The sequence below is a fragment of the Actinomadura mexicana genome, from assembly GCF_900188105.1.
Classification (GTDB): Bacteria; Actinomycetota; Actinomycetes; order Streptosporangiales; family Streptosporangiaceae; genus Spirillospora; species Spirillospora mexicana.
The window spans coordinates 18,209-43,202 of sequence record NZ_FZNP01000014.1 but is presented as its reverse complement, the minus strand read 5'-3'; the positions used below and the strand labels follow the sequence as shown (position 1 = coordinate 43,202).

The following is a 24,994-nucleotide window of genomic DNA, read 5'->3' as shown; positions in this document are numbered from 1 at the left end:
AGCGGGGGCCCGGCGTTGCCGGGCCCCCGGAGCGGGGCCCTGCGTTACCAGGTCCCCGCGCGTGGGTCAGCCGTCGACGCTGACAGTGCCGACGGCGGCGCCGGCCGCGCAGCCGCCGATGGCGGCGGCGAAGACGCCGGTGACGGTGATGAGACCGAGGTCGCCGGTCGTGACGATGACCGCGAAGCCGGTGACGACGGCGAAGACGATGCCGCCGGCGACGAAGCGCCCGCAGTCGTCCCTGGCGACCGCGTCGCCGTAGGCGGCGCGGTAGGCATCGCGGAGGACGGCGCCGATGAATCCGACGAAGCCGCCGAAGGCGCCCGCGACGAAGGGGTCGCCGGCGCCTGCGCCGGCCAGGTCGGATATCAGGGCGGAGTCGGGGATCCCGGCCGGGAACCTGCCGTCGCGGTAGTACGTCTCGACGAGGTGCACGGTGTGGGCCAGGTCCTCGATGAACCCTCCGATGATCATGCCGGCGATGGCGCCGATCGCGATCGCGAGCACCCCGTGAAGGATGGTCGTTCCTATGATGGTCGTCTTCATGGTGATTCCCGGTTTGTGTTGAGGCGCTCGTGCTTCACGAGCGCCGGCCAGTTTGCGTGAGGCCCGTGCTTCACCACGGGTGCTGGGCTACACCGTGCCGGACCCCGGCTCGCTCGGCAAGGCGTGCGCGGGTGAACGCCGGCCGGTGACCACGGCCGGGGCCCGGCCGGTCGGCCGGATCGGTCTTCCGCGTCCACAGCGGCCTTCGCGGGCGCACGGGGCGGACGCGTGGCAGGGGCGTGCGACCCGCCCGCGCGCGGTTCTCAAGGCGTGCCGACCAGGGGTGGCCAACGCGGCCGGAGGCCGGACGGTTCTCCCCGAAGGGAGACCGGTGCGCATACGCGTGCCCGGCGTCGCGTCGGGCCTGCCACCGGCAACAAACCATGTTTCTTACTTTCCGTGTCCCGAAGTCCTCCGCACGCAAGATCCTCTGGTCCGTCCTCGGTGGGGCGGCCCTGCTCGTGGCCTTCGCGGCCGGATGTTCCTCGGAGGTTTCGGACAACGGGCGGCCGTCGTCCCCGACGACCGCCTACATCCAGCCCACGCCCTCCTTCACCGGCGCGAGCACCATGACCACGGAGCCGTCCGCGGCGCCGTCCACCAGCCAGCCGGATGCCTCGGCCTCCGAGTCGTCCGACACCCCGGTCCGACCGGGCAAGGTCGTCGCCGCGTTCGAGGACGGGGACGAGGGTCCGTTCCTCGTCCTCGCACCGATGGACGAGGACCAGGGCGACCTGGAGTACGCGACGTCGCAGAAGGATTCCCTCCGGAAGCTGGACGTGACGGCGCTGCCGCTCTCGGAGGTCTGGAAGGTGGACGTCTCCACCGACGTGCTCCAGGCCTGCCGGCCCAACACCGTCCGTATGGTGTTCAAGGAGTACCCGTCCTGCGCGGGTTCCCCGGACGCCACGCCGACTTCGACCGACCGGTGACGAGCCGGCCGGTCTGACGCCGATCCCCGGGGCCACGCCGCCCCGGGGATCACTTCGTTCGGGCCCTGGAAAGCGCCGCGGTCAGCAGGCCCTTGGCGGAGGCGGCGAGGAAGGTCGTCCAGTCGAAGTAGTCGCGCCAGAGGGTGATCTTGCCGTCGTGGACCTCGAAGGTGCCGCAGACCCAGAACTCGGCGCGCCAGGAGCCCCTCTCCAGGACGTCGGTGCGTTCGGTGAGGACGACCGGGCCGGTGGCGGCGATGTTGTGGACGCGGGCCTCGAAGCCCGTGCCGTAGCGGGTCATGGCGCGCAGGGTCTTCTCGACGGCGGGCAGGCCGCGCGCCGGAGGAAGCGGGACGTTCTGGTAGACCATGCCGGGGGCGGCGTGGGCGAGGGCCCGGTCGACGTTCAGGTCTTCGAGGGCGGCGAGGAAGTCGGTGACGATCTGGATCTCGGTCATGGCGTCCCTCCAGAGGTCGGTGGAACCACCGTAGTGCGGGAGAATCGGGCCATGCGGTTCGGCATCTTGGGACCCGTCGAGGTCTCGGCGGACGGGGCGGTCGTCCCGGTGGGCGGGCCGCTGGTCCGGGCGTTGCTGGCGATGCTCCTCCTGGACGCGGGGCGGCTCGTCCCGGCCGAGCGGCTCATCGACGGGCTGTACGGGGAGGAGCCGCCGAGCGGGGCGGCCAACGCGCTTCAGTCGCAGGTGTCGCGGCTGCGGCGGGGGCTGGGCGACCCGGGGCTGGTGGAGGGGACGCCCGCCGGGTACCGGATCGCGGTGCCGAAGGAGGACGTCGACGTCCACCGGTTCCAGCGGCTCGTGGCGGACGCCAGGGACGCCGGGCGGCACGAGGCAGCCCGGCTGCTCAGGGAGGCGCTCGGGCTGTGGCGGGGGCCCGCGCTGGCCGATGTGGGCGCGCCCTTCGCGGCGGGGCAGGCGGCGCGGCTGGAGGAGGAGCGGGCCTGCGCCGTCGAGGCGTACGGCGAGGCGGTGCTCGCGGAGGACCCCGGGGCCGCGGTCGCGGCCCTGCGGGACCTGGTGGGCGCGCAGCCGCTGCGGGAGCGGGCGCGGGCGCTGCTCATGCGGGCGCTGCACCGGAGCGGGCGGCAGGCCGAGGCGCTCGCGGTGTTCGAGGACGGGCGCACGGTCCTGGCCGAGGAGCTCGGCGCGGATCCGTCGCCGGAGCTGGCGGACGTCCACCTGGCGATCCTGCGCGGGGAGGCGCCGGCGGCCGTCCGGGCGAACCTGCCGGCGCAGCTCACGAGCTTCATCGGGCGGGAGGAGGAGCTGCGCCGCGTCGGGAGGATGCTCGCGGACGGGCGGCTCGTCACGCTGCTCGGGCCGGGCGGGGCGGGCAAGACGCGGCTGGCGATCGAGGCGGCGGCACGGGACGGCGGCGAGGTCTGCTTCGTCGACCTGGCGCCCGTGGTCGCGGCCGAGGTGGGCAAGGCGCTGCTCGGGGCGCTCGGGCTGCGCGAGGCCGGGATGCTGCCGATGCCGGGCGAGCGGCCGCCGGACGCGGTGGAGCGGCTGGTCACGGCGCTGGAGGGGCGGCAGGTCCTGCTCGTCATGGACAACTGCGAGCATGTGGTCGCGCCCGTCGCGGAGCTGACGCACCGGCTGCTGAGCGCCTGCCCGGAGCTGCGGGTGCTGGCGACCAGCCGGGAGGCCCTCGCGATCACGGGTGAGGCGTTGCGGCCGTTGCCGCCGCTGGAGGTCCCGCCCGCGGGCGCGGCGCTCGGTGAGCTGTCCCGGTATCCGGCGGTGCGGCTGTTCCTGGACCGGGCCGAGGCGGTGCGCCCCGGGTTCGCGGTGGACGAGGGCAATGCCGGGGCGGTGCTGCGGATCCTCCGGGCGCTGGACGGGCTGCCGCTGGCGATCGAGCTGGCGGCGGCGCGCCTGCGGTCGCTGCCGGTGGCGGAGGTCGCGACGCGGCTGGACGACCGGTTCCGGCTGCTGTCGCGCGGCAACCGGACCGCACCGCCGCGTCACCAGACGCTCCGGGCGGTCGTGGAGTGGAGCTGGGACCTGCTGGACGAGGCGGAGCAGACCCTCGCGCGGCGGCTGACGGTGTTCGCCGGGGGGCTCACGCTGGAGGCGGCGATGGGCGTGTGCGGGCTGGACGACGCCGACGAGCTGCTGGTGGAGCTGGCCGACAAGTCGCTGGTGCAGAGCGACGGGTCCCGGTACCGGATGCTCGACACCGTCCGGGCGTTCTGCGCCGAGCGGCTCGCCGCGGCCGGTGAGGTCGAACGGTTCGAACGGGCGCACGCGAGGTACTTCGCCGGGCTGGCCCGGCGCGCGGAGCCCCATCTGCGGGGCGCCGACCAGCTGGAGTGGCTCGAACTGCTCGCCGCCGACCACGGGAACCTGCACGCGGCGCTGCGGCGGTGCGTGCGGTCCGATCCGGCACTGGCGCTGCGGATGATCGCGCTGCTGTCGTGGTACTGGTGGCTGCGGGGACGCGTCGAGGGCGCGCAGCTGGCGTTGGAGCTGCTGGAGGTGGTCGGCACCGACCCGCCCGATGGGCTCGACGAGGAGTACGTCCTGTGCGTCACGAACGCGGTGTCGGGCGGGGCCACGGGTGAGCGCGCGGTGGCGTGGCTCGACCGGGCCGCCGAGCTCCTGCGCCGGATCGACCGTCCGGTGCGGTATCCGGCGGTCATCGTGCTGTGGGCGCTGACGGCGGGCCCCGAACGCACCGACCTGGAGGTCTTCCAACGGCAGGTCGGGGACGACCCGTGGACGCGCGCGCTGGTGCGGATGAGCGAGGGGTTCCTCGCCCAGTTCGGCGGCGACCTGGCCGAGGCGGAGAAGGCGTGCGAGGAGGCGGTGCGCGGTTTCCGGGCGTGCGGGGACCGCTGGGGCACGGCCAACTCGCTCGACCCGCTCGCGCAGCTCGCCGACTGGCGCGGCGACCGGGAGCGGGCCCGCGCGCTGCTGGACGAGGCGCTGGAGCTGGTCGGACGGCTCGGCGCGCTGGAGGACACCGCCGACCTGCTCTACCAGCGCGCCCTCGTGCACATCCGCGCCGGCGACCTGGACGCGGCGCGGGCGGACTACGAGCGCGGCATGGAGCTGGCGCGCCGGGCCGGGACCCCCGACAAGATCGCCGGGGGCTGCCAGGGGCTCGGCGCGATCGCGCGGCTGCGCGGGGACGCCGCCGAGGCGCGGCGCCTGTACCAGGCGGCGCTGTCCGGTTACGGCTCCGAGCGGTTCATCGCCGCCGCCGTGCGGGGCGCGGCGCTGGTCGGGCTGGGGTGGCTCGCGGCGGACGAGGGCGACGCCGGACGGGCCCGGGCGCTGCTGCGCGAGGCCGTGGACATGTCGTTCGACCACCCGATCTTCAGTTACCAGGCGGACGCGGCGACCGCGCTGGCGGGCCTGGCCGCCCGGGAGGGCGACGGGGAGCGCGCGGCGCTGCTGCTCGGCGCGGGCCGGGCGCTGCGGGGCGTGACGGTGTCCGGCGACCCCGACACCGAGCGCGTCGTCGCCCAGGTCCGTGCCCTGCCGGACGAGGACGCCCGCGCGGCGGCCTTCGCCCGGGCGGCGGCCCTCCCCCGCGACCAGGCCTTCGCCCTGCTCACCGGCGGCTGACCGTCCCCCGGCGCCGCCGTCAGCGGACGGTGCGCCGACGGTCAGCGCGCCGCGCGAACCTCCCGGGCATGAACTCGTCAGCCCGCAAATGGAGCACCTTCGCGATATGCCTGCTCGTCGCGCTCGTGCCGAACATCGACCTGACCGCGCTGAACCAGGCCGTCCCGCACCTGTCCGCCGACCTGCACCCCTCCGGCACGCAGATCCTGTGGATCGCCGACGCCTACGGGTTCGCGCTCGCCGGCCTGCTGATCACCATGGGCGGCGTCGGCGACCGCATCGGCCACAAGAAGCTGCTGCTGATCGGGACGGCGGTGTTCGCCGCCGCGTCCGCCGTGACCGCCTACGCGCCGAGCGCCGAACTGCTGATCGCGGCCCGCGCGCTGCTCGGGGTCGCGGGGGCGACGCTGATGCCGTCCTGCCTGTCCCTTCTCCGGCGCGCGTTCACCGAGCCGAAGGAGCGGACGATGGCGGTCGGGGCGTTCAGCGGCGTCGCCGGGCTCGCGGTCGGGCTCGGGCCCGTCGTCGGCGGCGCCCTGCTCGACCACTTCTGGTGGGGATCCGTCTTCTTGATCAACGTGCCGCTGATGGCGGTGGCGTGCGTCGCCGGCGCGCTCGTGCTGCCCGAGTCCCGGGGGCCCGTCCCGGGCCGCCTCGACCTGATCAGCGTGCCGCTGTCGGTCGCCGGCGTCCTCGGCCTCGTCTACGCGGTCAAGGAGGCCGCCGCGCACGGCGTGGACGAGCCCGCGGTCCCCGTCTCGGCGCTGGTCGGCGCGCTCTCGCTGGTCGCGTTCCTGGTCCGGCAGGGACGGGTGGCCGAGCCGCTCATCGACATCCGGCTGTTCCGCCGCGCCGCGTTCTCCGGGTCGGTCGGCACCAACATGTTCGCGATGTTCACCCTGGTCGCCCAGTCGCTGATCTTCTCGCTGTTCTTCCAGCTCGCGCTCGGCTGGTCGCCGCTGCGGGCGGGCCTGGCGGGCCTGCCCGGCGCCGTGGGCGCCATGATCGGCGGCGCCGCGCTCGCCCCGCCGCTCATCAACGCGCTCGGCCGCGCCCGGGTCGTGGCGGCGGGCATGGTGCTCTCGGCCGGCGGCTTCGCCCTCTTCCTGACGTTCGGCCTGCACACCTCCTACTGGGCGATGGTCCCGGCGATGCTGCTGTCGGGCATCGGGATGGGCCTGGCGATGACGGTCACCGCCGACACCGTCCTCGCGTCGGTCCCGAAGGACCGCTCCGGCGCGGCGTCCGCGATCTCCGAGACGGCCACCGAGCTCGGCGGCGCGCTCGGCATGGCCGTCCTCGGCAGTGTGCTGAACGCGGTGTACCGGAGCGTCATGGACCTGCCCGCCGGCGTCCCGGCCCCGGCCGCGTCCGCCGCCCGCGACTCCCTCGGCGGCGCGCTCCAGGCCGCCGCGAACCTGCCCGCGGCGCTCGGCGCCCAGGTCACCGCCGCCGCGCGCGAGGCCTTCGTGGACGGCATGCACGCCGCCCTCACCTGCAGCGCCGGCCTCGCCGTCCTGGTCGCGGTCTTCGCCCTGGTCACCCTCCGCAACGTCCCCAAACTCATCCCCGACACCGAGGAGCCGGAACTCGTCTCCGCCCCCTGACCACCGTGGTCCCGCCCGGGCCCCTGGCGGGACCACGGCCGTCTCGGGCATATCGCGGTGGTCTGTCCAAAATTTATGTGATATCACTTTGCTATATCGGTAATGGCACGGGACCGGGAGGACGGCATGGTGGACGCGGCGGCGAAGGTGGACATGCCACGGCCGAAGATCACGGAGCGAGCGGCGGCGGACCGGAGCGGCTGGAGGATGCTCGGGGTCGCGGTGGCGCTGATCGCGGCCGGGGCGGCGGCGGCGCTCGGCGGGGTGGCGGCGGGAGGAGTCGTCGCCGTCGCGGCGGGCGCGGTCACCGGGTCGCTGCTTGCGCTGGCCGGGCTGGTCGTCGCGGCGGGGCTGACCCCGGTGGCGCCCGGCGAGGCGCGGGTGCTGCAGCTTCTCGGGCGCTACAAGGGGACCGTCCGCAACGACGGGCTGCGGTGGGTGAACCCGCTGACGGAGCGGCGCAAGGTCTCGACCCGGATCCGCAACCACGAGACCGGGCTGGCGAAGGTCAACGACCTGGACGGGAACCCGATCGAGATCTCGGCGGTGGTGGTGTGGCAGGTGGCCGACACCGCGAGGGCCGTGTTCGAGGTGGACGACTTCGTGGAGTTCGTGGCGTTCCAGACCGAGGCGGCCGTCCGGCACATCGCGGGCAGCTTCCCCTACGACGCCCATGACCGGACGTCGCTGCGCGACAACGCCGACGAGATCACCGGGCAGCTGTCGGACGAGCTGGCGCTGCGGGTGGCGTCCGCCGGCGTGCGGATCGTCGAGTCGCGGATCACCGGGCTGGCGTACGCGCCGGAGATCGCGCAGGCGATGCTGCGCCGCCAGCAGGCCGGCGCGGTGGTGGCGGCGCGGCAGCGGATCGTGGAGGGCGCGGTCGGCATGGTCCAGCTCGCGCTCGACCGGCTGGAGGAGGAGAACGTGGTGGACCTGGACGAGGAGCGCAAGGCGGCGATGGTCAGCAATCTGCTGGTGGTGCTGTGCGCCGACCGCGACGCCCAGCCGGTGCTCAACACCGGCTCGCTCTACCAGTGACCGCCGCGACCAGTGGCGGAGCGCAAGAAGATATTGCTGCGGCTGGACCCGGCCGTGCACGACGCGCTGGCGCGGTGGGCCGCGGACGAGCTGCGCAGCACCAACGCGCAGATCGAGTTCCTGCTGCGCAAGGCGCTCGCGGACGCGGGGCGGATGCCCGGGTCGGCGGGACGGATGCGAGGGCCCGGACGGCCGCGCAAGACCCGGAACGACGAGGACGAGGGGAACCCGCCGGACGGCGGGGGCGAGGACTAGCGATGGTCGAGGTTCCGGAGTCGCTGCCGGCGCGGATGTACCTGCTGGCGTACGACCTGCGCAAGCAGCGGATGACCAGCGGCGGCGCGCGGCTCGGCTACGTGCTGCGCGCCGCGGCCCTGACCGAGCTGTACCTGGACGGGCGGCTCGGCGATGAGCGGCGCGGGCCCGTCCCGGGGACGCCGGGCGACGACCCGTACGGGGTGCTGGCGCAGATCGCGGCGTCGCGGCCCCGGTCGTGGCGGCACTGGGTGCGCAAGGACGCCCGGCCGATCGTGGCGGCGGTCCGCGACGAGCTGGTGCGCGGCGGCTGGATCCGGGTCCGCTCGCGCCGGGTGCTCGGGTTGGTCCCCCGCCGGGAGGTGGCGGTGAAGGACCCGCGGGTGGTGAAGGCGCTGTGGGGCGGGGCGTCGTCGGCGCTGCGGGGGCGTCCGGTGGCCCATGTGAACAGCTACGACGCCGCGGCGGTGGCGCTGGCGGCGGCGGGCGGGCTGAAGAGCGTCCTGCCGGGGCGGGACGGGCGGCGGCACCGGCGGCGGATCGAGGAGCTGACGGCGCGGACGGGGCCGGCGGCGCCGGCGGTCAAGAAGGTGATCCGCCAGAAGAAGGCGGCCATGGCGAGTGGCTGACCGACCGGAGCGGCCGGAGGCAAGTGCGGATCCCTACAAGGTCCGGGGCGCCGAACTTGTATCGGGCACCAACGGCGGCAGGGCGGCGCGCACCATAGCCTGCTCGGACATGGACCCCGAACGCCTGATCTATCCCCTCATGAAGCACGTGGTCATGGGACCCGCGATGCGCCTGGCCTTCCTGCCGAGCGTGCACGGCCTGCGGCACGTCCCGCGGATCGGTCCGGTGATCCTCGCGGCGAACCACCTGGCGTTCCTCGACTCGTTCCTGCTGCCGCTGATGGTGCCGCGCCGGGTCCACTTCCTCGGCAAGCACGAGTACTTCACCGGGGCGGGGCTGAGGGGCCGCGTCACGGCGACGTTCTTCCGCAGTGTCGGCGCGATCGCGGTCGACCGGTCCGGGGGGCGGGCGGCGCTCGACGCGCTCGACACCTCGGCGGCGGTGCTGGAGGGCGGCGGCGTGTTCGCTATCCACCCCGAGGGGACGCGGTCGCCGGACGGGCGGCTCTACCGCGGCCGGACGGGCGTGGCGCGCCTGGCGATGCAGACCGGGGCGCCCGTCGTCCCGGTGGCGATCGAGGGCACCGACCGGGTGCAGCCCCGGGGGCAGGCCGTCCCGCGGCCGGGACGGGTCGGGCTGCGCATCGGCGCGCCGATGGACTTCCGGGACCGGGACAAGGGCGTTCCGCGCGGCCGGGCGGCCCGGCAGGTGACCGATGAGATCATGGAGGCCATCCAGCGGCTGTCGGGCCAGGAGTACGTGGACGACTACGCGCCGAGGCCCGCCGAGCCGCAGTGACCGTCCGCCCATGTTTCAAGATGACCGATTGGGCACGATTCATGGGGACGGATGGAGATGATGTGGAAATCACCATGGACCTCGTGCTTCCGCGCGACGGGGCGAGTGTTCCGGCGACGCGCAAGCTTCTGGACGCGGCACTGGCCGCGCTCGGTGTCGAGGGCCACATCCGCGACGACATCGAGATGATGCTGACCGAGGCGTGCACCAACGTGATCAAGCACGCCGAGCACGGGGCGGACTACACCGTGCGGGCGATGATCCAGGACCGGCGCTGCGTGATCAAGGTGATCGACTCGGGTGCGGGCTTCGACGCCGCGCGCGTCCCGCTGCCCGATCCGGGCGCGGAGAACGGGCGCGGCCTGATGATCATGCGGGCGCTGGCCGACGACGTCCGGTTCGCCTCGTTCCCCGAGGACGGGGCGCTGGTCGCGCTGGAGAAGCGCCTGTCCTACGGGGAGGACAGCCTGGGCGGGCTCCTCACCGCCGACAGCGGGATCCCGCTCGGGGACGGCTCGCGGCCCGGCTCGGACGAGCTCGCGGCCCGGCTGTTCGAGATGGCCCGGGCCGGGGACACCCAGGGGATCCTCTCCCACGTGGACGACGGGGTGCCGGTGAACCTGTCCGACCACAGGGGCGAGACCCTGCTGATGCTCGCCGCCTGCCACGGGCACCCGGAGACCGTCCGGGCGCTCGCGATGCGCGGCGCCGACCCGGACCGGGCCGACGACCGCGGCCACCGCCCGCTGACCAGCGCGGTGTTCAAGCGGGAGACCGAGGTCGTGCGGGTCCTGCTGGAGGCGGGGGCCGACCCGCGGGCGGGGTCGCCGTCGGCCGCCGACACGGCGCGGCTGGTCGGCGACACCGAGCTGCTCGCGTGGTTCGAGAAGGTCGCTCCCCCGCCCGCGTGAGCGCTCAGCGCCGGACGCGCAGCACCAGCAGCGCCACCAGCAGCGACGCTGCGGCGAACCCCGCGCCGGTCGCGAACGCCGCGTCCATGCCGTCGACGGCGTCCGCGAGGCCGCGTCCGGACGCCGCGGAACCGTAGGCCGTCACCATGACGGCCGAGCCGAGCGACCCGCCCGACCACAGCATGGCCTGGGCGACCCCGGCCGCCGCGCCGGACTGCTCCGGCTCGACGCTGCCCAGGATCGTCGCGTTCAGGGGGAGGATCGACAGCCCGCCGCCCGCGCCCATCAGGACGAACGGCGCCAGCAGCCCGCCGGCGTAGCCGTCCCCCGCGGAGAGCCGTGACAGCCACAGCAGCCCGGCGCCGAGGAGGATCGTCCCGGCGATGACCAGGGGGCGGGCGCCGACGCGTGCCAGCAGGCGCGGCGCGGTCCGCACGACGGCGAACTGCATCCCCACCATGGGCAGGAACGCGGCACCGGCGCGCAGCGGCCCGTAGCCGAGGACCTGCTGCAGGTACTGGGTGAGGAAGAAGAACGCGCCGAACATGGCGGCCGCCAGGCACAGCTGGGTCAGGTAGGACGCGGCCCGGTCGCGCCCGGTCAGCAGCCACAGCGGCATGAGCGGGCGGCGGGCGCGGGCCTCGACGGCGACGAAGGCGGCCAGCAGCGCCGCCGCCGCCCCGGACGCCGCGACCGCCCGGCCGTCGTCCCAGCCGTCCGACCCGACCCGGATCAGCGCGTAGACGAGGGCGGTCATGCCGGCCGTGGAGACGACGGCGCCGAGGACGTCGAAGCTGCCGGGGCGGCGCCGCGTCTCGGTGAGGACGCGCGGTGCGGCCAGCGCCAGGACCAGGCCGACCGGCACGTTGACGAAGAACACCCACCGCCACGACCCGGCCTCGGTCAGCACCCCGCCGACGATCATGCCGACGGCGGCGCCCGCGCCGGTCACGGCGGAGAAGACGCTCAGCGCGCGGACCCGGGCGGCGCCCTCGAAGTTCGTGGCGATCAGGGCCATCGCGCTCGGCGCGGCGACGGCGGCGGCGACGCCCTGGACGGCGCGGGCGGCCAGCAGCCACCAGCCCGCGTCCGCGAACCCGCCAGCCAGGGACGCGGCGGTGAACAGCACGATTCCGGCGGTGAAGGTGCGGCGGCGCCCGAACACGTCCCCGGCGCGCCCGCCGAGCAGGAGCAGGCCGCCGAATGCGAGCATGTAGGAGTTCTGGATCCAGGCGAGGCCCCCGGTGGTCAGGCCGAGCCCGGCCCGGACGTCCGGGAGCGCGATGGTGACGACGGAGGTGTCCAGGCCGATCATGAGCTGGCAGCCGACGATGACGGCGAGGACGGTTCCTGCACGATGATGGAGGGGCGGTGCGGCCGGTCCGGGAGGTGTCGACTCCCGGGGCCCGGCCGTCCGCCCGCTGGCTGCGGTCAAGGCGAACCTTCCCAGAAATAAGGAACGGCGAAGTACACTATGTGGGGAACGTACCACCGATGCGCGCGAAAGAGAACGCTAGCGTTCACTATTTTCGGGATCGTGCCGTGACCCGTGCGAACTCCGGTCCCCCGGCCGACCCGGGGCCTTCCGCCGGCCCGGGGCCTTCCGCCGACCCTGAGCCTTCCGCCTACCCGGGGCCATCGGCCGACCCGGGGCCTCCGGCGACCCGCCGCCGCGGCGGCGACCTGGAGGCCGCGATCTTCGACGCCGTGTTCGCCCAGCTGGAGGCCGTCGGCTACCGCGGGCTGACCATGGAGGGCGTCGCCGCCGGCGCCCGCACCGGAAAGGCCGCCCTCTACCGGCGCTGGCGGTCCAAGAACGAGCTGATCACCGATGCGCTCAAGCACGTCCTGCCCGAGCCGCCGACCGCGCCGGCGACCGGTTCGGTGCGCGAGGACCTGCTGCGGATCCTGCGGTGCCTGCGCGACACGCTGATCGCCTGCCGCGGCGCGGCGTTCCGGGTGCTGAAGGAGGAGAGCGAGGAGGGCGTCGGCCTCATCCACGACGTCGTGCGCGACCGGCTGTCCAAGCCCGTCCGCGACCTGCTCTACGAGGCGCTCCGCGAGGCCGCCGCGCGCGGGGAGGTCCGGCCCGGCGCCGTGACCCGGCAGATCGCGGACGTGGGCCCGGCCGTGATGGTGTACCGCAACCTCACCGAGGGCGGCCCGATCACCGACGACGACCTGGCCTCGCTCGTCGACGAGGTCCTCATGCCGATCGTGCGCCCCTGACGAAAGTCGGGGTGCGCGGCGGCCGTTCGACCATGATCGTGAGCGGTCCGCGGCCGGAAGGCTGGGGGAATGCGATCACCTGCACCCCGCCGCCTGCTCGCGGCAGCGGCCGTCCTGCCCCTGACCCTGTCCGCGTGCGGCACCTCCGCCCACGCGACGAAGACCGCCGCCGCCGCGCCCGCCGCGTTTGAACTGCCCCGTCCCACGGGCCCGCACCAGGCCGTCGGGACGACCGAGCTGCACCTCGCGGACGCCGGACGCGCCGACCCGTGGGTGCCCGGCCGGACGCGCGAGCTGATGGTCAGCGTCTGGTATCCGGCCGCCCGGGGCTCCGGGCGGCCCGCGCCGTACCTGCGTCCCGGAGTCGCGAAGGCGCTTTCGGCGGCTGACGCGCTAGGCGTGTTCAAGGCCGGGACGGTCGACTGGGCGGGCGCCCGGACCCATGCCGCCGAGGGCGCCCCCGCGGACGCGCGGCGCGCGCGGCCCGTCGTCCTGTACTCGCCCGGGTTCGGCGTCCCGCGCGCGCTCGGCACCACGATCGCCGAGGAGCTGGCCAGCCGCGGGTACGTGGTGGTGACCGTGGACCACACCTACGAGACGGCCCCGGTCGAGTTCCCCGGCGGGCGGGTCGAGCCGCAGCGCCTGCCCCCGCAGGGGCCGCAGCGGCTGAAGACCGCGCTGGACGCGCGCGTGAAGGACACCCGCCTGGTCCTCGACCGGCTCGCCGCCCTGCGCGCCGGCCGCAACCCCGACGCCGAGGGACGTGCCCTGCCGAGCGGCCTCGGACGGACCCTCGACCTGTCCCGGGTCGGCATGGTCGGGCACTCCGCGGGCGGCATCGAGGCGGCCGAGGCCATGCGCACCGACCGGCGGGTGGACGCGGGCATCGACATGGACGGCACCATGCAGTACGCGGCCGACGACCTCGTGCGGGTCGCCGAGACGGGGCTCGACCGCGCGTTCATGCTGATGGGGGCCGCCACGGGCGGCTCCCCGCAGACGCACCGGACGAGCCCGTCCTGGGGGTCGTTCTGGAGCCGCTCGACCGGCTGGAAGCGCGACCTCAACGTGCCCGCCGCGAGCCACTACTCCTACACCGACGTCCAGTCCTTCCTTCCGGCGCTGGACGCCGAGCTCGACATCCCCGCCGAGGACCGCGCCGCCCTCATCGGGACGGTCGACCCGGAGCGGATGACGGCGTCGGTGCGGGCCTACGTCACCGCGTTCTTCGACCGGGCGCTGCTCGGACGGCACCGCCCGGTCCTCGACCGCCCGTCGCCCCGCTTCCCCGACGTCCGGTTCATCCGCTGACCAGGCCGTGCGCGCCCTCGCCGTCGGGCAGGATGAGCTGGCGGCGGGGGTAGGGCATCTCGATGCCCTCCTTGGCGAAGCGGCGGTGCAGCCGCTTGACGAACTCGTGCTTCAGGCGGAACTGGTCGTCGAACTCGTCGGTCCGCAGGATCACGGTGAAACCGATCGACGAGTCACCGAAGGTGTGGAAGCGCACGAGCGTCGTGGCGTCCTTCACCCCGCCCTTCACCTCGTTCATGACCTCCTGGCCGACCTCGACGACCACGTTCTCGACGCGCTCCAGGTCGCTCTCGTAGGCCACGCGCCCCTGGATCAGCAGCGACATGTCCTGCGCGGGGCGGTGGTAGTTGGTGAGGATCGTGTCGGAGAACCGCTGGTTCGGGATGACCTCGATGTTGTCCGACAGCGTCCGGATGGAGGTGTAGCGCCAGTTGATGTCGACGACGTACCCCTCCTGGCCGCTGCTCAGCTTGATGTACTCACCGGGCTCGATCGTCTTGGACGCCAGGACGTGCACACCCGCGAAGAGGTTGGCCAGCGTGTCCTGCAGGGCGAGCGCCACCGCGAGACCGCCCACGCCCAGGGCGCCGAGCAGCGGCGAGATCGAGATCCCGAGGCTCTGCAGCATCACCAGGACGCCGACGCCGATCACCAGGACCCGGGTGATGTTGGCGAAGATCGTCACATTGGCCGCGACGCCCTGCCGGACCATCGCGATCGAGGTGACCGAGCCCGCGATCAGCCGTGAGATCGCCAGCGAGACGAAGAGGATGGCGGCGGCCGTGAGCACCTTCGCGGTCACGTCCAGCGTGCCCCGGGGCAGGTCCAGCACCCTGGCCGCGCCCCAGAGGCCGAGCAGCACCGAGACGGGCACCGCCAGGTCCTTGACCAGGCGGGCGGCCAGGTCGTCCCACGCCCACCGGGTGTCGCCCGCGCGCCGGAAGAGCCGGCCGGTCAGCAGCCGCAGGATCACCGCGATCCCGACCGCGACCACCAGTACGGCGGCGGCTCCCACAACCCGATGCCAGCTCAGATCGCCCAGGTCTGCCATGGCGCGGAAGATTCCTCCTCTGTCCGGCGGGAGGCACGGCACCGCCCGCTGAAATATCCGTTTTGCGTGTTACGAGTCCCTGATCGTAGTGAAGTCCCGAGGCACTGCGAGGCACATCACGGCACATCTGGCTCCAGGGCCCGGCGACCTGCCCATTACGATCGATCGAGTGGTAGGCGTGGGAATGATGCGCCGGCTCGGGGTCACGGCGCTGGGATTGCGGAACGGCCCCCACCGGGTGACGGTCGAGCGGGACCTGGAGGTGCCGGCCGCCGACGGCGTGACGCTGCTGGCCGACCGGTACTCCCCCGCCGGCGTCGAGAGGGCGCCGACGGTGCTGGTCCGCTCGCCCTACGGGCGGCGCGGGCCGTTCGGCCTCATGTGCGGTCAGGGGTTCGCCTCGCACGGGTTCCAGGCCGTCGTGCAGAGCGTGCGCGGCGGCTTCGGGTCCGGTGGCGTCTTCGAGGCGCTGGACGAGCGGGAGGACGGCCTGGCCACCATCGAGTGGCTGACGTCGCAGCCGTGGTTCGGCGGCACGTTCGCCATGCACGGACCGAGCTACCTCGGCTACGTCCAGTGGGCCGTCGCCGCCGAGGCCGGACCCGAGCTGAAGGCGCTGTCGATGCAGGTCACGGCGTCCACCTTCCGGGAGGCCGTCAACGTCGGCGGCACCTTTGCGCTGGAGTCGGCGCTCATCTGGGTCGACCTGACCGCGCGGATGAAGAGCTCCCTGTCGGGCATCACGACCGGCATCATGTCGCCGCGCCGCGCCCGCCGCGCCACCCTGTCGGGACGCCCGCTGGCCGAACTCGACCGGCTCGCGACCGGCGAGCAGCAGCGCTTCTTCCAGGACCTCCTCGTCAACGGCCCCGACACCCCGTTCTGGGACAAGCGCGACTTCAGCACCACCGTGTCACAGGTCACCGCGCCGGTGAACATGACGGGCGGCTGGTACGACATCTTCCTGCCCTGGCAGATGAAGGACTACGCGGCCCTGCGCGCCGCCGGCCGGCGGCCCTACCTGACGATCGGCCCCTGGTTCCACGCCGACCAGCGCATGATGCGCGGCTCGGTCGCCGACGCCATCGCGTGGTTCCGCGCCCACCTGCTGGACGACCCGTCCGGCCTGCGCGCGCAGCCCGTCCGGATCTTCGTCACCGGCGCGGACGAGTGGCGCGAGTTCCCCGACTGGCCCGTCCCCGGCATGCGCGAGGAGCGCTGGCACCTGCACCCGGCGGGCGCCCTGTCCCCGGGCGAGCCCCCGGAGTCCGATCCCGACGCCTACCGCTACGACCCGAACCACCCCACGCCCTTTCTCGGCGGGCCCACCCTGCTCGGCGACACGCACCCGTCCACCGACCAGAAGCGCCTGGAGCGCCGCCGGGACGTGCTGACCTACACCTCGGGCGTCCTGGACGAGGACCTGGAGGTCATCGGCCCGGTCACCGCCGACCTGCACGTCCGCTCGAACCGCGACCACACCGACTTCGTGGTGCGGCTCTGCGACGTCACCCCCGAGGGCGAGTCCCTCAACCTGTGCGAGGGCATGCGCCGCCTCGTCCCCGGCACCCCGGAGCCCGGGGCCGACGGCGTCCGCCGCGTCGCCGTCGAGCTCTGGCCGGTCGGCCACCGCTTCCGGCGCGGGCACCGCGTCCGCGTGCAGGTCGCCAGCGGCGCCTACCCCCGGGTGGCCCGCAACCCCGGCACCGGCGCCCCCATCGGCGGCGCCACCGAGATGCTCACCGCCGACCAGGAGATCTTCCACGCCCCCGGCCACCCGTCGGCGATCACCCTGCCGATCGTCGGCTGAACGGCGCGCGGCGGGTCAGCCGCGGCGGGCCCTGAGGGCCTCCAGGGCCTTGTCCGCGTGGCTGTTCATGCGGACCTCGCTCTTGACGACCGCGAGGACGCGGCGGTCGGTGTCGATGACGAAGGTCCGGCGCTTGGTCGGCATGAGGGCCACGGAGCGCTTGACGCCGAAGCGCGCGCGGACCTCGCCGGACGGGTCGGACAGCAGCGGGTAGCCGAGCGAGTGCCTGTCGGCGAACTCCTTCTGCTTGCCGACCGGGTCGGCGCTGATGCCCACCGGGTGGGCGCCCGCCTCCGCGAGCTCGGCCACCACGTCGCGGAAGTGGCAGGCCTCGGCGGTGCAGCCGGGGGTCATGGCCGCCGGGTAGAAGAACAGGACCACCGGGCCCTCGGCCAGCAGGCCGGTCAGGGTGCGGGGTTCGCCCGTCTCGTCGGGGAGTTCGAAGTCGTCGACGACGTCACCGGGTTTCATGGGTCGAACCTAGCCGAGCAGGGCCGCGGCGTCCCCGGCGGCCCGGTGCCCCGCGGGCGCGGAACCCGCGCCGGAACCTGCCGCGGAACAGGCGGGAGCCGCACGCCACGTGCCGGAGCGGTTCGTCATCGATCGGAAGAAAGCATCGTCGCAGGGTGAGCGCCCTCCCGGCGGCCTCGGGGGCAGGTATTCCGTTTCGTCAGGTTTGACGGAGTGGGGGGAGGGATAGGAAACTGACCGAGCAGGTGTCTACGACGCAGATACCTCCGAGCTTCCCCTGCGTAGTCCCGGAGGATCCGTCATGCATCGCCCGCTTCACATTGCTCTGGTGTCCGCCTCCGACCTTGACGGCGAGCACCTGCAGTCAGTCCACGTCCGGGATCTTGCTCGTTCCCTCACCCGTCCGCTGGTCGCCGACGGTGAGCCGAACCAGGTCACGGTCTACACGCGCCGCCAGGACAGGGCCGCCCGCGGCCGCGTCCGGCTCGCGGCGGGCGCCGCCCAGGTGAACCTGGACGCCGGGCCCGCCCGCCCGCTGTCGGACGACGAGCTGCTCCAGCACCTCCGCGACTTCGCCGACGGGCTGCGCCGCCGCTGGTCCGGCTCGGCGCGCCCCGACATCGTGCACGCGCACGGCTGGATCGGCGGCCTGGCCGCCTGCGCCGTCGCCCGCGAGCTCGGCATCCCCTTCGTGCAGAGCTACCACGGCGTGGCCGCCGTCGAGCGGCAGGCCGGCCGCCAGGTCCACCCGCACCGCGACCGCCTGGAGAAGGCCATCGGGCGGGACGCCGACCTGGTGCTGGCCGGGCACGCCGAGGAGGCCACCGCGGTCGTGCGGACGGGCGTCCCGCGGCCCTCGGTCTCGGTCGTCCCCTACGGCGTCGACTCCGAGCACTTCTCGCAGGTCGGACCGGCGATGCCGCACGGCGACCGGCCCCGCATGGTGATCGTCAGCGAGGACCTCGGCGCCGACGTCGAGACGGCGCTGCGCGCCCTGGTGCACGTCCCCGACGCCGAGCTGGCCGTCGCCGGCGGCCCGGAGCGCGAGGAGCTGGAGCACGACTCGGCCGTCCACCGGCTGCGGCTGCTGGCCAAGGAACTGCACGTCGCCGACCGGGTCATCTTCCTCGGGCGGCTGCCCCGCAAGACCCTGCCGAAGCTGCTGCGGACCGCGAGCCTCGCGCTCTGCCTGGCCCCGCACCAGCCGTCCCCGACCGCGCCGCTGGAGGCCATGGCCTGCGGCGTCCCCGTGGTGGCGACCCCGGTCGGCGCCAACGCCGACGAGGTCCTGGACCACATCACCGGCATCCACGTCCCGGCGGGCCGGCCGGTCGTGGTCGGGCGGGCGATCCGGCAGCTGCTGTCGGAGGACACCACCCTGCACGGCTACTCGATCGCCGCCGGCGACCGCGCCCGCTCCCGCTACTCCCTGGAGCGGATCGCCGCCGAGACGCTCCGCGCGTACCTGAAGGTGCTGCCGGTCCCGGAGCCGGTGGCGGAGGAGGACGAGGCGGAGCAGGAGCCCGGCAAGGCCCCCGCCCTCGTCGGCTGACGCACACCCGTCCATGCGGGCCCCGGACCCTCCCGGTCCGGGGCCCGTTCACGTCCCCCCGGATGGAATACTCGACCGGGATGACCAGAAGGGGCAGTTCGTGCTGATCGGCAGGGCGGCGGAGCTCGCGGAGCTGACCACCGCGCTGGACCGCGCCGCCGCGGGCGGCGCGGGCGTCGTGCTGGTCAGCGGGGACGCGGGGGTCGGCAAGACGCACCTGGTGTCCGCGCTCACCGCCGCCGCCGCCGACCGCGGCTGCGCCGTGCTCGTCGGGCAGTGCGCCGAGCTGGGCGAGAGCATGCCCTACCTGCCGCTCACCGACGCCCTGTGGGCCGCCGCGCACGCCGGAACGCCGGAGGCGGACGAGGTCCGCGCCGCGCTCGACGCCCGGCCCGCGCTCGCGCGCCTGCTGCCCGACGGCGAGGGCGGCCCCGGCGCGGGATCCGAGCTCGGCCAGCAGCAGCTGTTCGGCGCGGTGCTCGGCCTGCTCGGGGAGCTGGGCGGCGAGCGGCCCGTGCTGCTGGTCCTGGAGGACCTGCACTGGGCCGACCGGTCGACGCGGCACCTGCTGACGTTCCTCAGCCGCGTCCTGCAGCGCGAGCGCGTCTGCCTCGTCGGGACGTACCGGTCCGACGACCTGCACCGGCGGCACCCGCTGCGGCCCGTGGTCGCGGAGCTGCTGCGGCTGCCGAACGTGACGGGCGTCGAGGTCCGCCCGTTCGGCCGGGACGAGACCTCCCAGTACCTCGCCGAGCTGGCACGCGGGTCCGCCCCGGTCACGGCGCGGACCGTCGAGCGGGTGCACCACCGGTCGGAGGGCAACCCCTTCTACGCGGCGGAGCTGTACTCCTCCGGCCTGGACGTCGGGGACGACGGGGCGGCCGGGCTGCCGTCCGCGCTCGCCGACCTGCTGCTGTCGCGGATCGAGCGGCTGTCGGACGCGGGCCAGCGGGTGGTGCGGGTCGCGGCCGTGGCGGGGCGCCGCGTCGACGACGAGCTGGTCCGCGTCGTGGCGGGGCTGGACGAGGCGACGGTCGGCGAGGCGCTGCGCGAGGTGGTGTCGCACCAGCTGCTCGTCCCGTCCGGCGCCGGGTACACGTTCCGGCACGCGCTGCTGCGCGAGGCCGTCTACGCCGACCTGCTGCCCGGCGAGCGGACCCGGCTGCACGCCGACTTCGCCCGGCTCCTGGCCGACCTCCCCGCCGGCACGCGCGGGTCGGCCGCCGAGCTGGCGCACCACAGCCTCGCCGCGCACGACCTGCCCGCCGCCTTCGCCGCGTCCGTCCGGGCGGGGCGGGAGGCCGACCGCCTCGCCGCGCCCGCCGAGGCCTACGAGCACTACGACCGGGCGCTGGAGCTGTGGGACGCCGTCACCGACCCCGAGGCCGCGGCCGGCACGGACCGGATGCGCCTGTCGCTGGCGGCCGCCCAGGCGTCCGCGCGGGCCGGCGAGCTGCGGCGGGCGGTGCACCGGCTGCGCCGGGTGCTGGCCGCGGCCGATCCCGCCGACGTGCGGCTCGGCTGCCTGCTGCGCGAGCACCTGGCCGGCTACCTCGGCGACATCGACGAGGACGCCGAGTCGCAGGCGGTGGCGCGGGAGGCGGTGGCGATGCTGCCGGCCGACCCGCCGACCGTCGAGCGCGCCGACGCGCTCGCCACCTACGCCCGGACGCTGATGTACCGGGACGCGGCCGGGGAGATGCCCGGGTACGCCGAGCGCGCGATCGAGACGGCGCGCGAGGCGGGCGCCACCGGCGCCGAGGCCAGCCTGCTGGTCACGCTCGGCCTGTACCGCGAGTCGCGGGAGGCCGACACCGGCGTCGCGGAGGTGTTCATCCGCGCCCACGAGCTGGCCGCGGCGGCCGGCGACAGCTCCATGATCGCGATGCGGGCCTCGTTCCACCACGCCCGGACGAAGTTCGACCGCGGCGACCTCGCGGGCGCGGTCCGCGCGGCCGACGCGGGCGTGAAGTTCGCCGTCGACAACGGGCTCGTGTGGAGCACGTTCGGCATCGTGCTGCGGTCCCTGCGCTACCTCGTCCACTACACGTCGGGGGACTGGGCGGAGGCGGGCCGGCTCGCCGACGAGTTCGCGGTCCAGGTCGTCCGCACGCCCGAGGCGCAGGTGTCGGCGTACGCCCTGTTCCTGGAGGTCGCGCAGGGTGCCCCGACGGTGGAGGCGCGGCTGCGCTGGATCACGCCGCTGTGGGGGCAGGACGGGCTCGTCAACTACCTCGCCCGGGGGCTCGCCGCCGAGCACGCGCTGTGGCGCGGCGATCCGGACACGGCGGCCGAGCACATCCGCGACGTCCTCGACACCGTCTACACCGAGACGGTGGGGGCCATCCGCATCGCGGCGACCGGGCTGTGGGCGGAGGCCGAGCGGGCGGCCCGCGCGCGCGCCGCCGGCGACGACGAGGCGCTGCGGGCGGCGCGGGAGACCGGCGACGAGCTCCTGCGGATCGCGCGCAGCGTCGTCGCGGTCAACGTCGACGGGCAGCCGCGCGGCTGGCTCGGCTGGGAGGGGCAGGGCTGGCTGGCGCGCGCCGAGGCCGAGCGCCGCCGCCTGGACGGCGTCCACGACGTGGAGCTGTGGCGCAGGGCGGCCGAGCTGTTCACCTACGGCGACGCCGACGGCGGGTTCGTCTACGAGGTGGCGCGGTCGCGGTGGCGGCTGGCGGAGGCGCTGGCCGAGAACGGCGAGCGGGACGAGGCCGCCGAGCAGTGGCGGGCGGCCGTGCGGGCCGCCGAGCGGCTCGGCGCCAGGCCGCTGCTGGCCGCGCTGCGCGACCTCGGAGCCCGCGCCCGGCTCGGGACCGGCCGCGCGGGCGCGGCGCCCCGGACCGGGCCGTCCGGTCCGCTCGCCTCCCTCACCGGACGGGAGCGGGAGGTGCTGAAGCTCGTCGCCGAGGGCCGCAACAACCGGGAGATCGCGGCGGCGCTGTTCATCTCCCCCAAGACGGCGAGCGTGCACGTGTCGAACATCCTCGGCAAGCTGAACGTCTCCAGCCGCACCCAGGCCGCCGCCGTCGCCCACCGCGAGGGAACCTGATCTTGCAATTCCGGATCGGGCGCCGGTAAGGTGCATTTCGTGACTGCCGGGTCGGCCATGGGCCACGAGCGAGTGGGGTTCCCGGCCTCCGAGTGAGGCCGGAGCGGGCCCGAGGCCCGCCCCTTCCACTCCCCCTCTTCTTCATCTTCCGCGCGCGCCGCACGTCGTTCGCGCGCGCGTAGTGCGACGTCATCACGCATGCCCACGCTTTCGGCATGCCCTTTCCCCGCCTTTCCCAAGCCACGGCCGCGTGTTCTTTCCGTGGCTTATTCGCCATGCCCGAAAACAGGAGACAGATGGATTTCAACAAGCACATCATCGAGGAGTTCCGCGCCAACGGCGGACGGGTCGGCGGCCCGTTCGAGGGCGGGCGGCTGCTCCTGCTGACCACGACCGGGGCGCGCAGCGGCGCCCCGCACACGACGCCGCTCGGCTACCTGCCCGACGGCGTCGGGCGCGTCCTCGTCATCGGCTCGGCCGGGGGCGCGCCGAGGAACCCGGCCTGGTTCCACAACCTGGTCGCGAACCCGCGCGTCACGGTCGAGAGCGGCGCCTTCGCCTACGAGGCCGACGCGGTCGTCCTGGAAGGGGACGAGCGCGACCGCGCCTTCGCCCGGGCCGCCGAGGCCGATCCCGGCTGGGCCGCGTACGAGGAGAAGTCGGGACGGACGCTCCCCGTCGTCGCCCTGGTCCAGGTCGCCGCCGGGCCGCCCGCCGGGCCGGCGTCGCCCAGCGCCATGCTGGTCGCGGTGCACGACGCGTTCCGCGGGGAGCTGGAGCTGATCCGGAAGGAGGTCGCCGCGTCCGGGGCCGCCGTGGGCGCCCAGCTCCGGGTCAACTGCCTGACGATGTGCCAGGGGCTCGGCCACCACCACATGGGTGAGGACCAGCAGATGTTCCCTCTGCTGGAACGGCGCCATCCCGAGCTCGGACCGGCGCTGGCGGAGCTGAGGGACGAGCACGAGACGATCACCGCGCTGCTGGAGGAGCTGCGCCGCGTGCTCGACGCCGGTGACTCCGCGTCGCTGCTCGCCGAGGTCGACCGGCTCACCGCCGCGCTGGAGGCGCACCTCGGCCGCGAGGAGGAACGGCTCGTCCCGCTCCTGGACACCCTGGAGTTTCCAGGAGCGGGCGCCTAGAGGAGGCCGCGGCCGGGGATCAGCGGCAGGTCCAGGGCGGTGAGCAGGCCGGGGGGCGCCTCGACGACGGCGGGGACGGCGTTGACGAGGCGCATCGCGGTGGCCTTCAGCCCCGCGGTGTTGTGGTCGCCGTCGGTGCCGAGGAGCCGCAGGTCCACCGTGTAGTTCGGCTCGCCGCGGACCTCGACGCGGTAGCAGCCCGCGCCGGCGGGCTGCGGCCAGTCGGGGGCGAGGTCGTCGCGGAGCCGGGTGACGTGCTCCAGGACGACGACGGCCTCGCCGCCGCGCATGCCCCGCACCTCGAACCGCAGGGCGGCGGCCGTGCCCTTCTCGATGGTCCCGGCGGAGACGGCGAAGGTCTCGGGCGCGGGGAGGCGGGTGTGCCACTCGGTGATCCCGTCCAGTTCCACGTCGAGGCCGGCGGCGATCTGCCGGACGACGCTCCCCCACGCCATGGTGAGGACGCCGGGCTGCAGCAGCATCGGCGCGTCGTCCAGCGGGCGCCCGAAGCCCATGATGTCGAACAGGACCGTGGCCTGGTCGTAGGTGTTGTAGTTCAGGATCTCCATGCAGCGGACCTGCTCGATGCGCTCGCTGATGCCGGTGACGGCGAGCGGGAGCACGTCGTTGGCGAAGCCGGGGTCGATGCCGTTGACGAAGACGGACGCGCCGCCGGCCGCGGCCGCCTCCCGCACCGGGTCGGACATCGCCGCCGGGACGACGCCGTCCGGGAACTGCAGGAACACCGGGCTGCTGGAGACGACGTTCACCCCGGCGCGCAGGATGCGGCACAGGTCGTCGATCGCCTCCATCAGGCGGACGTCGGCCATCGAGGTGTAGACGACGCAGTCGGGCCGCAGGGCCAGCAGCGCCTCGGCGTCGCCGGTGGCGGCGACGCCGAGGTCGCGGCCGAGGCCCGCCAGGTCGCCGGCGTCCCGGCCGACCTTGGCCGGGTTGGAGACCCACACCCCGGCGAGTTCGAGGTCGGGGCGGGCGTCGATGCCGGCGATCGCGTGCCGCCCGACGTTGCCGGTGCTCCACTGGACGACGCGGTAGGTCACAGATCCTCCAGGCCGAGGTCGAGGTTCGGTGCCTCGATGCCGCCGTCCACGCGCAGCACGCTGCCGGTGACGTAGGCGGAGGCGGGCGAGGCGAGGTAGAGCACCGCGGCGGCGACGTCCTCGGGCTCGCCGACGCGGCGCAGCGGCGTCCTGCGCTCCATCTCGGTGCGCAGCTCGTCGCTGGTCATGACGACGTCGAGCGCGGACGTCGCGACGGAGCCGACGGCGACGGCGTTGACCCGCACGCGCGGGGCCAGGTCGAACGCGGCGAGCCGGGTGTAGTGGGCGAGGGCCGCCTTGGCGCTGCCGTAGGCCAGGTAGCCGCGGCCCGCGATGCGCCCCATGGCCGAGGAGATGTTGACGACGCTGCCGCCGCCGGCCTCCAGCAGGTGCGGGACGGCCGCGCGGGTCAGCGCGTGCGCGGTGCCGACGTTGAACCGGAACGCCTTCTCCATGTGCCGGGGCGAGGTGTCCAGGAAGGCGGCGGGCATGGCGCCGCCCATGTTGTTCACCACGATGTCCAGGCGGCCGAACTCGCCGGCGGCGAGGTCCGCCAGCTCGGCGGCGGTGTCGGGGTCGGCGAGGTCGGCGGGGACGACCAGGGCCCGCCGCCCGGCCGCCTCGACCCCGGCGGCGACCTCGTCGAGCTGCTCGCGCGTCCGGGAGGAGATCACCACGTCGGCGCCCGCCTGGGCGAGCGCGACCGCGGTGGCCGCTCCGATCCCCCGGCCCGCGCCGGTCACCACCGCCACCCTGCCGTCGATTCGGAACCGCTCCGAGATCACCGGCGTCACCTCCGGTCCGTCGCCGCGCCGCCCGCACAGCCTACGCAGGAACTAGAACCTGTTTCAATACCAGCGTGACGGGCGGCGCGTGACGGTCGCACGCCGGGGGACGGTACATCTTCACGGATCATTCGTGATGTCCGCTACTAGTCCATTTCCGACATGCCTGTAATTCTTTCCCCAGTGCGTTTCCGGCAACCGGCGCACGAGGAAGGGGA

Annotated in this window: 21 protein-coding genes; 14 read left to right on the top strand and 7 right to left on the bottom strand. The window is 74.4% G+C overall.

Translation table 11 applies throughout. From position 1 onward, the window contains the following. Nucleotides 1–66 precede the first annotated feature (66 nt). Nucleotides 67–546: a hypothetical protein gene (locus CHC11_RS30330; protein WP_143227379.1), complete on the bottom strand. Its 480-nt coding sequence runs from the start codon at nucleotides 544–546 to the stop codon at nucleotides 67–69. Between the two features lie 383 nt (nucleotides 547–929). Between CHC11_RS30330 and CHC11_RS30325 the strand changes: the two genes are divergently transcribed. Beyond that, nucleotides 930–1,478, top strand: a complete 549-nt coding sequence (locus CHC11_RS30325; RefSeq protein WP_143227378.1) for a hypothetical protein — start codon at nucleotides 930–932, stop codon at nucleotides 1,476–1,478. A 49-nt stretch (nucleotides 1,479–1,527) separates the two neighbouring features. On the opposite strand, the gene CHC11_RS30320 is transcribed toward CHC11_RS30325, so the two are convergent. Next, entirely contained in the window at nucleotides 1,528–1,935 is a 408-nt protein-coding gene (locus CHC11_RS30320) for a limonene-1,2-epoxide hydrolase family protein (protein ID WP_089315279.1), read from the bottom strand. A 51-nt stretch (nucleotides 1,936–1,986) separates the two neighbouring features. On the opposite strand from CHC11_RS30320, the gene CHC11_RS30315 reads away from it, so the two are divergent. The 7 genes from CHC11_RS30315 (at nucleotide 1,987) to CHC11_RS43710 (ending at nucleotide 10,315) form a co-directional block, all read left to right on the top strand. Further along, nucleotides 1,987–5,073 carry an AfsR/SARP family transcriptional regulator gene (locus CHC11_RS30315; protein WP_179279081.1) on the top strand — a complete coding sequence of 1,029 codons (3,087 nt, stop codon included), beginning with the start codon at nucleotides 1,987–1,989 and terminating at the stop codon, nucleotides 5,071–5,073. Nucleotides 5,074–5,141: 68 nt separating this feature from the next. Further along, nucleotides 5,142–6,680, top strand: coding sequence for an MFS transporter (locus CHC11_RS30310; protein ID WP_089315277.1), 1,539 nt, complete (start codon nucleotides 5,142–5,144; stop codon nucleotides 6,678–6,680). A 102-nt stretch (nucleotides 6,681–6,782) separates the two neighbouring features. After that, nucleotides 6,783–7,721: an SPFH domain-containing protein gene (locus CHC11_RS30305; RefSeq protein WP_425427364.1), complete on the top strand. Its 939-nt coding sequence runs from the start codon at nucleotides 6,783–6,785 to the stop codon at nucleotides 7,719–7,721. 12 nt (nucleotides 7,722–7,733) lie between these two features. Beyond that, the gene (locus CHC11_RS30300) at nucleotides 7,734–7,976 is read left to right on the top strand and encodes a type II toxin-antitoxin system antitoxin (protein WP_089315276.1); all 243 of its coding nucleotides are present in this window, start codon (nucleotides 7,734–7,736) and stop codon (nucleotides 7,974–7,976) included. Between the two features lie 2 nt (nucleotides 7,977–7,978). Continuing rightward, on the top strand, nucleotides 7,979–8,605 hold the full coding sequence (locus CHC11_RS30295) for a GOLPH3/VPS74 family protein (protein WP_089315275.1): 627 nt from the start codon (nucleotides 7,979–7,981) through the stop codon (nucleotides 8,603–8,605). A 109-nt stretch (nucleotides 8,606–8,714) separates the two neighbouring features. Further along, nucleotides 8,715–9,404 (top strand): lysophospholipid acyltransferase family protein, encoded by a 690-nt coding sequence (locus tag CHC11_RS30290; protein WP_089315274.1) that lies wholly within the window; start codon nucleotides 8,715–8,717, stop codon nucleotides 9,402–9,404. Between the two features lie 62 nt (nucleotides 9,405–9,466). Then, nucleotides 9,467–10,315 carry an ATP-binding protein gene (locus CHC11_RS43710; RefSeq protein ID WP_342750016.1) on the top strand — a complete coding sequence of 283 codons (849 nt, stop codon included), beginning with the start codon at nucleotides 9,467–9,469 and terminating at the stop codon, nucleotides 10,313–10,315. 4 nt (nucleotides 10,316–10,319) lie between these two features. On the opposite strand, the gene CHC11_RS30275 is transcribed toward CHC11_RS43710, so the two are convergent. After that, complete coding sequence (locus CHC11_RS30275; protein ID WP_245919958.1) at nucleotides 10,320–11,750, bottom strand: MFS transporter; 1,431 nt, start codon at nucleotides 11,748–11,750, stop codon at nucleotides 10,320–10,322. Nucleotides 11,751–11,857: 107 nt separating this feature from the next. Between CHC11_RS30275 and CHC11_RS30270 the strand changes: the two genes are divergently transcribed. Both CHC11_RS30270 and CHC11_RS30265 read left to right on the top strand, forming a co-directional pair. Beyond that, nucleotides 11,858–12,544: a TetR/AcrR family transcriptional regulator gene (locus CHC11_RS30270; protein ID WP_218826314.1), complete on the top strand. Its 687-nt coding sequence runs from the start codon at nucleotides 11,858–11,860 to the stop codon at nucleotides 12,542–12,544. 69 nt (nucleotides 12,545–12,613) lie between these two features. Beyond that, entirely contained in the window at nucleotides 12,614–13,855 is a 1,242-nt protein-coding gene (locus CHC11_RS30265) for an alpha/beta hydrolase family protein (RefSeq protein ID WP_218826313.1), read from the top strand. On the opposite strand, the gene CHC11_RS30260 is transcribed toward CHC11_RS30265, so the two are convergent. Beyond that, nucleotides 13,845–14,906 carry a mechanosensitive ion channel family protein gene (locus tag CHC11_RS30260; RefSeq protein ID WP_089315271.1) on the bottom strand — a complete coding sequence of 354 codons (1,062 nt, stop codon included), beginning with the start codon at nucleotides 14,904–14,906 and terminating at the stop codon, nucleotides 13,845–13,847. The two genes, CHC11_RS30265 and CHC11_RS30260, sit on opposite strands and share 11 nt — an antisense overlap. Before the next feature lie 169 nt (nucleotides 14,907–15,075). On the opposite strand from CHC11_RS30260, the gene CHC11_RS30255 reads away from it, so the two are divergent. Next, nucleotides 15,076–16,716, top strand: a complete 1,641-nt coding sequence (locus tag CHC11_RS30255) for a CocE/NonD family hydrolase (RefSeq protein ID WP_342750015.1) — start codon at nucleotides 15,076–15,078, stop codon at nucleotides 16,714–16,716. Nucleotides 16,717–16,731: 15 nt separating this feature from the next. On the opposite strand, the gene CHC11_RS30250 is transcribed toward CHC11_RS30255, so the two are convergent. After that, the gene (locus CHC11_RS30250; RefSeq protein ID WP_089315269.1) at nucleotides 16,732–17,187 is read right to left on the bottom strand and encodes a peroxiredoxin; all 456 of its coding nucleotides are present in this window, start codon (nucleotides 17,185–17,187) and stop codon (nucleotides 16,732–16,734) included. A 301-nt stretch (nucleotides 17,188–17,488) separates the two neighbouring features. Between CHC11_RS30250 and CHC11_RS30245 the strand changes: the two genes are divergently transcribed. The 3 genes from CHC11_RS30245 to CHC11_RS30235 all read left to right on the top strand — a co-directional run bounded on the left by CHC11_RS30245 (nucleotide 17,489) and on the right by CHC11_RS30235 (nucleotide 22,930). Then, entirely contained in the window at nucleotides 17,489–18,739 is a 1,251-nt protein-coding gene (locus CHC11_RS30245) for a glycosyltransferase (RefSeq protein WP_089315268.1), read from the top strand. A gap of 100 nt (nucleotides 18,740–18,839) precedes the next feature. Next, nucleotides 18,840–21,791 carry a helix-turn-helix transcriptional regulator gene (locus tag CHC11_RS43575; RefSeq protein ID WP_281258388.1) on the top strand — a complete coding sequence of 984 codons (2,952 nt, stop codon included), beginning with the start codon at nucleotides 18,840–18,842 and terminating at the stop codon, nucleotides 21,789–21,791. Nucleotides 21,792–22,087: 296 nt separating this feature from the next. After that, complete coding sequence (locus CHC11_RS30235) at nucleotides 22,088–22,930, top strand: nitroreductase/quinone reductase family protein (RefSeq protein ID WP_218826312.1); 843 nt, start codon at nucleotides 22,088–22,090, stop codon at nucleotides 22,928–22,930. On the opposite strand, the gene CHC11_RS30230 is transcribed toward CHC11_RS30235, so the two are convergent. After that, the gene (locus tag CHC11_RS30230; RefSeq protein ID WP_089315265.1) at nucleotides 22,927–23,991 is read right to left on the bottom strand and encodes an NAD(P)H-dependent amine dehydrogenase family protein; all 1,065 of its coding nucleotides are present in this window, start codon (nucleotides 23,989–23,991) and stop codon (nucleotides 22,927–22,929) included. The two genes, CHC11_RS30235 and CHC11_RS30230, sit on opposite strands and share 4 nt — an antisense overlap. Further along, a complete protein-coding gene (locus tag CHC11_RS30225; protein ID WP_089315264.1) occupies nucleotides 23,988–24,776 on the bottom strand; it encodes an SDR family oxidoreductase in 789 nt (262 codons plus the stop codon). Before CHC11_RS30225 ends, CHC11_RS30230 begins: the two co-directional genes overlap by 4 nt. Nucleotides 24,777–24,994: the final 218 nt, after the last annotated feature.